Source organism: Stenotrophomonas sp. (assembly GCF_050737075.1).
GTDB lineage: Bacteria > Pseudomonadota > Gammaproteobacteria > Xanthomonadales > Xanthomonadaceae > Stenotrophomonas.
In genome coordinates this window covers 22708-29418 of the sequence record NZ_JBOHXV010000062.1, presented here as the reverse complement: position 1 = coordinate 29418, position 6711 = coordinate 22708, and the positions used below count along the sequence as shown (strand labels likewise).

Genomic DNA, 6711 nt, shown 5'->3' with positions numbered 1-6711 from the left:
GGTCACGACCGTTGGTCGTGACCGGATACAAGGCGGCACGCAGCGCCCGCCGGAGATCAGAAGTCGGCGCGCAGGCCCAGGCTGATGCGGCGGCCCGAGGCTTCATACATGGTCGGGAACGACGGATCCATGGTGTAGCCGCTGGTGATCTCGTTGGTCAGGTTGATGCCCTTCAGGCTGATCTTGATGTTGTCGGTGATCCGGTAGCCGATCGACACATCCATCTGGCCGTAGGCATCGCGCCAGATCGGGTACATGTCATAGCCGATCGATTCGACGTACTCGTCCTTGTGGTTGTAGGACACGCGTGCGTCGAAGCGGTCGTTCTCGTAGTACGCGGTGAAGTTCCAGGTCTTCTCGGCCAAGCCCGGCATCGGGGTACGGATGCCCAGGTCGGACTCGCCGGCCAGCGAACTGTCCAGCACGGTGTAGTTGGCATTCACGCCGAAGCCTTCCAGCACCGGGTGGAACATGCCCAGCGGCAGCTGCGCGACCAGTTCCACGCCATCCACCTGGTAGGAGCCCTTGGCGTTCACCGGCTGGTACACGTCGAAGTCGAAGATGCCGTTGAGCGTGCCGTTGGCGTTGTACACCGCCACGTCCTGCACCACGCCGGTGAGCGAGTTGATCACCACGCCGTCGATGTTCTTGCGGAAGTAGGACGCGGCGAACAGCGCGCCGTTGTCCAGGTACTTCTCCAGGCCCACTTCCCACTGCTTGGCATAGGTGGGCTTGAGTTCCGGGTTGCCGTCGGTGAAGCGGTACGAACTCCAGCTGGCGGTGCGCTTGTAGGCGATGTCGGTCAGCGCCGGGCGCATCATGGTCTTGGAGGCCGCCGCGCGCAGCAGCAGGCCCTGCGACAGCTCGGCGGTCATGTTGAAGCTGGGCAGCAGGTCGTCATAGCTGCCGTCCTTGGACACCGGGGTATCGGTGTAACCGGTACTGCCGTCCGGACGCTGGATCGGGTGGTAGCCGAACGAGGTCACGCTGGTGTCGACATAGCGCGCACCCGCGTTGATCGTCACCGGCACCTGGCCGATGTCGAACGCGATGTCGGCCATGGCGTACAGGCTCATCACCTTCTCATCGACCTGGTAGAACTGGCCGGCGTCGAACGGGGTGTAGAAGCCGTCGTAGCGGAACGCGCGGCGGGCATAGTCGTTGGACACCTGCTGCCAGTCCAGGTCCTTGATGGTGTAGTTGCCGCCCGGCACGATGTCGCCGATGGACTGCAACGGGCTGTCGGCCAGGGTGCGCGTGTTGACCCAGGCACTGCTGCCCGCGGTGGGACCGGTGATCTTGAGCTCGCCGTACTGGCGCTGCTTGGAGCGGTCGGTGTAGCGCGCCCCGAACTTCACGTCGCGCAGGACCGGCAGGAAGGCCAGGTCGAGCATGCGGGTGACGTTGACCTGCGCCGCGTACTTGTCGTCGTCGACCTTCTCCAGCGTGGTCTCATAGGCCTCGAACAGATACTTGTCCGAGGCGTTGTACATGTCGAAGCCACCCGGCGTGCTGGGAATGGTCTCGCCGCTGCGGCCGGTCCAGCGGGTGCGCGACGGGGCGTAGGCCACGTGCTTCAGGTTGGAGAAGTCCGAGGTCTTCTCCGCGCCCGAGTAGCCGGCCATCGCGTCCACGTACCAGTCCTGGCCCTTCCAGTCCATGGCCACGCTGTACTGGCTGTAGTCGGTCTTGTTGATGCGTTCCTTGCTCAGCATCTCGTGCTGGGTGGCGGTGTAGGAGACATCGCGCAGCACCACCATGCCGTACTCGGACAGCGTGCTGGCGTCATACTCGTGGATGGTGTCCAGCGTGCTGCGGCTGGACGCCGAATAGGCGGCCGCATCGTATTCGTCTTCGGTCGAATCGTAGCCGCCCAGCATCGCATCGAAGGTCAGGCTGAAGCTGCTGCTGGGCTTGTACTGCAGCGACGCGGTGGCGCCCCACTTGTCCTGCTCGTTGAGGTAGACGCGGTCGCCGACCTTGTCCTGGAACACCACCAGGTTGGTTTCATCGGTGTTGTTGCGGTTGACGATGTTCACCCCTGCATCGCGCGCGAGCACCGCCTGGGCCTGGGTGCCCCGGGTACCGGAGGCACCCAGGAAGCGCGACATCGGGCGAAAGTTGATGCCCGAGGTGGAATCGGTGCGGTTGGTGCGCTTGGACTGCGAATACGACACCAAGCCACCCCAGTCGCCCCAGGTATCGGCCGCCAGGAACGCGAAGCGCGGGTCCACTTCCTCGGAAATGCTGTTGTGCGCGCCTTCGGCCGACAGCACCAACTTGCGCTCCTTGTAGTCGAACGGCCGCGCGGTGGTGATCTTGACCGAACCGGCGATGCCGCCCTCCTCGTCCGCCGCTGTCGGCGACTTCTGCACCGTCACCTGCTGGATGATCTCGGAGGCGAACATGTCGAACTCCACATCACGCCCGCCGCTGCCCGAGGCGGTGGCCAGGTCGTTGATCGACACATACGTGTACTCCGACGGCAGGCCACGCACGTTGACCTTGGTGCCCAGGCCCTTGCTGCGCTCGATGGTCACGCCGGGAACGCGCTGCAGCGCTTCGGCCAGGTTCTGTTCCGGAAAGTCGGCCACGTCGGTGGCCACGATCGAGTCGGAGAAGCCGATGTTGGCGCGCTTGAGGTCCACCGCCTGTTCCAGGCTGCGGCTGTAGCTGCCCATGACCTGGATGGTTTCCAGGTTCTGCGGGCCCGCGCCTGCACCGGCCTCGGCAACCAGCGGTGCGCTGGCAGCGTCGGCTACGTCTGCCGGTTGCACGCCGCTGGTCACCGGTGCAGTCGCCGCGGCCTCGCTCTCGATGGTCACCGTGGTGGCATTGAGATAGCGGTAGCGCAGGCCGGTGCCGGCGAGCAGACGGGCCAATGCGGCGTCTGCCGACAGCCCGGCCGGTACCGCCGGCGTGCGCAGGTTGCCCGCCACCTGCGCGCTGTACACGAACTGCAGGCCGGTCTGTCGCGACAGGACGTTGAGGGCCATGTCCAGCGGCTGCGATGCAATCGCTTCGGTGGCGGGGCGGACCGGCTCGGCGGCCACCGCAGTGGCGGTGACCTGCAGGGCAAGGGCGATCGAAAGGAACAGAGTGCGGCGCATCGTGGTATCCAGTGAGGGAATGGCGGTGGTCGCGGAACAGGTGTGTTCCTGCATTCCCAAACTACGAGGGCGCAGCGCGCGGATCGGGCACCGCTAATTCGATGAATTTTTTTTGACAGCCGCCGTGGCCTCGCGAATGCGCACATGGATGCCGTCTGCGCGCTCCACTGTCTGCAGGGCCGGTTGCTGGTCCAGGAACGCGCGCAACGAGGCGACGTCATCGCCGCGCAGGTTGCCGGTGAGCCGCAGCGCGCCGGCCTCGTCGCTGATCTGCAGGCGCAGCGCATTGCTGCGATTGAAGCGGTCCGCCACGTCGCGCAGCGGTTCGTCGCGGAACACGATGCGGCCGTGCCACCACGCGGTCATGCTCGCGGCGTCTTCCTCACGCAGCTGCACGCGCTGGTCGCGGTAGTCCACCTGCGCGACCTTGCCGGCCGCCAGATCCGCCAGCAGGCGCCCACGCCCGCCGTCGCCGCGCACCTGCACCCGGCCCTCGCTCACCGCGATACGGGCCTGCTCGCGCAGCAGCGAGACATCGAAGGTCGTGCCGATATCGGTGACCTGCAGGCCACCGGCATGCACCGCGAACGGGCGGCGGTCGGCGGCGACCACGAAGCTGGCCTGGCCGCGCTCCAGTTCGACCCGGCGCCCGAACACGCTCATCCGCACCGACAGTTCGCTGTCGGCGTTGAGGTGCACCACGCTGTGGTCGGACAGGCTGAACTGACGCGGCGCGCCGTGCGCGGCCACGTAACGGGTGGTCTGCGGCCACAGCAGCGGCGTGCCGAGGCCAAGCGCCAGCAGCAGCGCGGCGGCCACCGCCATGCCCGGCAGGCGCCGACGCGGTCGCGGTCGCGGCGACGCCGGTGTCGGGGGCGTCGCACGGCGCAGCGGCAGCACCACCACGTTGTTGCCCGCACGGGTAGGCGCCGGCGTCGCCAGCAGGGCGTCCAGATCGATCGGCATCGTGCGCAGCGCATCGCCCAACGCACCGGCCACCTGGCTGATGGCGAGGTACTCGCGCAGGTGCTCCGGCGAGGTCAGCAGCCAGTCCATGAAGGCACGCTGCTGCGCCGGGGCCAGATCGCCCTCGCGCTGCAGCGCATGCCAGTGGGCCGCGGCCTGGGTCAGTGCGGAGGGGTGTTCGGTCGGCGCGCTCATGGGGCCTCCCCCACGTCGGCCATGGCCCGGCGGCATACCGCAAGACCGCGCACGACATGTTTCTTGACCATGTGCGAGGAAACGCCCATGCGTTCGGCGATCTGCTTGTAGCTCAGGCCGTCGCGGTACTGCATGACCAGCACCGCGCGGGTATGTTCCGGCAGCGTGGCCAGCAGCGACTGCAGGCGCTGGCGGCGTTGATCGCGTTCGGCGGCATCTTCCACGCATTCCCCGCTGGCCAGGCCGTGGCCCAGCTGTTCGATGTCCTCGATCGGCAGGGTCGACCAACGCCTGCGGCTGGCCTGCTCACGCGCCAGGTTCAGCGCCACCGTGAACAGATACGCCTCGGGATTGGCGATCGACTCGCCCGGCCCCGCATGCGCACGCAGCAGACGCAGATACGTCTCCTGCACCAGGTCTTCGGCGTCCTGTCGCGCCCCCCGGCGCACGAAGAACCCCCGAAGCACCGGCGCGTGTTCCACGAACATCCGCGCCAGCCGCCCTCTTGCCTGTTCGGCCACTCTGCCGCCCTACCCCCTGAAGTGCGCGCAAGGTAAGCGCTGCAGATGACGTGACGGTGACGGTGGCGGCACGGAGAGGCTTGACAGCGTGCCTGGGCTAGCGCATCGTTAGTTAACGAATTAGTTAATTAATGGCTCATGGACCGCATCTTCGAAGCCCTTGCCTCTACTGCCCGGCGCCAGATCCTGGCGTATCTCAACGGCGGTGAACTGAGCGCCGGCGAGCTGGGCGAGCGCTTCGACTTCAGCAAGCCGGCGCTGTCCAGCCACCTGCGCATCCTGGAGGACGCCGGACTGATCGAGCGCGAGAAGCGCGGTCAGTTCGTGTACTTCCGCCAGGTACCCGACCGCCTGGCCAACACGCTGTTCGCGTGGGCCGCCGAAGTCTGTCCGGTCGGCGGCCCCCTGCAGCGCGAAAGCCGTGCCCGCGCCAAACGCACCCCCGCCTCGTAACCCTGAGCGCCTGCCACTGAGCGCCTGCCACAAGGAGACCGGCATGCTGGACACCCACCGCGTGAGTCGTTCGTTCCCCAGCATCAGCCTGCCCTCCTTTGGCGATGGCAGCCCGGTTGAAGTGGCCTTGATCACCCAGCTCGGCATCGGTGCCGGCGACCAGCTGCTGCGCGACGCCGGACGCCGCCAGGCCGCCCACCCGGCGTTCGTCGATGAGCTGGATGAACCCTCCGCGCGGCTGGGCGGCATGCACCTCGCGCACGACGACGCGTCGTCGCTGTATTCGTTCTCGGTCGGCCGCCAGGGGCATCCGTTCCATCGTCATGCGGGGCCGCGCATGTTCACCGCCATCGCCGGCAGTGGCGGCGCTCAGCTGCGCTTCTCTACCGCCTCCGACGTGCAGCTGCAGCGCGATCCCGCCGCGTTCGTGCATGCGCTGCGCTGTGTGGACATCCCGCCGGATTGCCTGTTCACCGTGCGCTTCGGCAGTGGCACCTGGCACCAGTTCGTCTCGCGCCACCCGCGCCATCCTGCGCTGTTCGCGCTGTCGTGCCATGCCAACGAACGCAGCGGCGCGCTGACTGCCGAACAGCGCGCGCGGATCGACGCCGACAGTGCGGACATTCCGACCTTGACGGAGGTGTTGCCGCCGGCATTGATGCAACTGCTGGCGCAGACGGATCTCGCGCGCCTGCCCGTGGTCAGTCTGTCGCTGCAGTCTCCGGCCCGTTCCGCGCTGGCCGGTCTGTGCGCCCGCACCCGCGACCTGGTCGGCCCGCTGCGCGTGCTGCTGGCGCGGCTGCGCCCGGCCCACGGCTATGTCGGGCGGCGCGCGGCGGACTACCCGGTGCAGGCGCAGCCCGACCCGCCGGCGGATTCACTGCTGCGCCAGGCACTGGCAGAAGACCCCGGCCACCAGGACTACACCACGCTGACCCTGCCGCCGCACAGCGCCCCCCACCGCTCGGCCAGTGCCATGCTGGAAACGGTACTGGAGGGCTTCGTGTTGAACCCGCCGCCCAGCGTGGGTCGGCTCATGGCGCTGCGCAACGTGCTGGTCGCGCCGCTGCAGCTGCGCACCTCCCCGTTGGGCTGCCCGGTATCGTCGCTGCTGTCGGGCGACCGCACCACCCTGTTTGCCGGGCGCTTTCCGGTGCATGCACAGCGCGTGGATGCGGCCGACCGCAGTGCCGAAGTGCTGCTGGGCGCCGACGACCGCCACCTGCGTTTCCGCTCGTGCGTGCGCGTGCAGTGCCTGGACGACGGCCGTGTGCAGGTGTCGCTGGGCACGCGCGTGCAGACGCACAATGCCTTCGGCCGAATGTACATGGCCGGGATCAACGGCGTGCACCGCCGCCATATCAGCCCCGCACTGCTGCGCATGGCCGTGGCGCATGCCCTGGCACCGGAGCTGGTGCAGGTGACCACGCCAAGCGACACGGCGTTGGCCTGAACGCTGCGGGGCC

The 6711-nt window shown here is 67.8% G+C and carries 5 protein-coding genes; 2 read left to right on the top strand and 3 right to left on the bottom strand.

Annotated elements, in window-relative coordinates; translation table 11 throughout:
- Positions 1 to 56 precede the first annotated feature (56 nt).
- From ACREPD_RS14795 to ACREPD_RS14785, 3 genes are all read right to left on the bottom strand, one after another.
- Positions 57 to 3110, bottom strand: coding sequence for a TonB-dependent receptor (locus ACREPD_RS14795; protein ID WP_431600024.1), 3054 nt, complete (start codon positions 3108 to 3110; stop codon positions 57 to 59).
- 93 nt (positions 3111 to 3203) lie between these two features.
- Positions 3204 to 4271: a FecR family protein gene (locus ACREPD_RS14790; protein ID WP_431600023.1), complete on the bottom strand. Its 1068-nt coding sequence runs from the start codon at positions 4269 to 4271 to the stop codon at positions 3204 to 3206.
- A complete protein-coding gene (locus tag ACREPD_RS14785; protein ID WP_431600025.1) occupies positions 4268 to 4759 on the bottom strand; it encodes an RNA polymerase sigma factor in 492 nt (163 codons plus the stop codon). The genes ACREPD_RS14790 and ACREPD_RS14785 overlap by 4 nt, the downstream gene beginning before the upstream one ends.
- 171 nt (positions 4760 to 4930) lie before the next feature.
- On the opposite strand from ACREPD_RS14785, the gene ACREPD_RS14780 reads away from it, so the two are divergent.
- Both ACREPD_RS14780 and ACREPD_RS14775 read left to right on the top strand, forming a co-directional pair.
- Positions 4931 to 5245, top strand: a complete 315-nt coding sequence (locus ACREPD_RS14780) for a metalloregulator ArsR/SmtB family transcription factor (protein WP_421568732.1) — start codon at positions 4931 to 4933, stop codon at positions 5243 to 5245.
- A gap of 43 nt (positions 5246 to 5288) precedes the next feature.
- Positions 5289 to 6698, top strand: a complete 1410-nt coding sequence (locus ACREPD_RS14775) for a DUF2867 domain-containing protein (protein WP_431600022.1) — start codon at positions 5289 to 5291, stop codon at positions 6696 to 6698.
- Positions 6699 to 6711: the final 13 nt, after the last annotated feature.

Bases quoted from the DNA above. Each gene is read 5' to 3' on its own strand.
- ACREPD_RS14780 (WP_421568732.1), top strand. From the start codon at position 4,931: ATGGACCGCATCTTCGAAGCCCTTGCCTCTACTGCCCGGCGCCAGATC.
- ACREPD_RS14785 (WP_431600025.1), bottom strand. From the start codon at position 4,759: ATGTTCGTGGAACACGCGCCGGTGCTTCGGGGGTTCTTCGTGCGCCGG.
- ACREPD_RS14775 (WP_431600022.1), top strand. From the start codon at position 5,289: ATGCTGGACACCCACCGCGTGAGTCGTTCGTTCCCCAGCATCAGCCTG.
- ACREPD_RS14795 (WP_431600024.1), bottom strand. From the start codon at position 3,110: ATGCGCCGCACTCTGTTCCTTTCGATCGCCCTTGCCCTGCAGGTCACC.
- ACREPD_RS14790 (WP_431600023.1), bottom strand. From the start codon at position 4,271: ATGAGCGCGCCGACCGAACACCCCTCCGCACTGACCCAGGCCGCGGCC.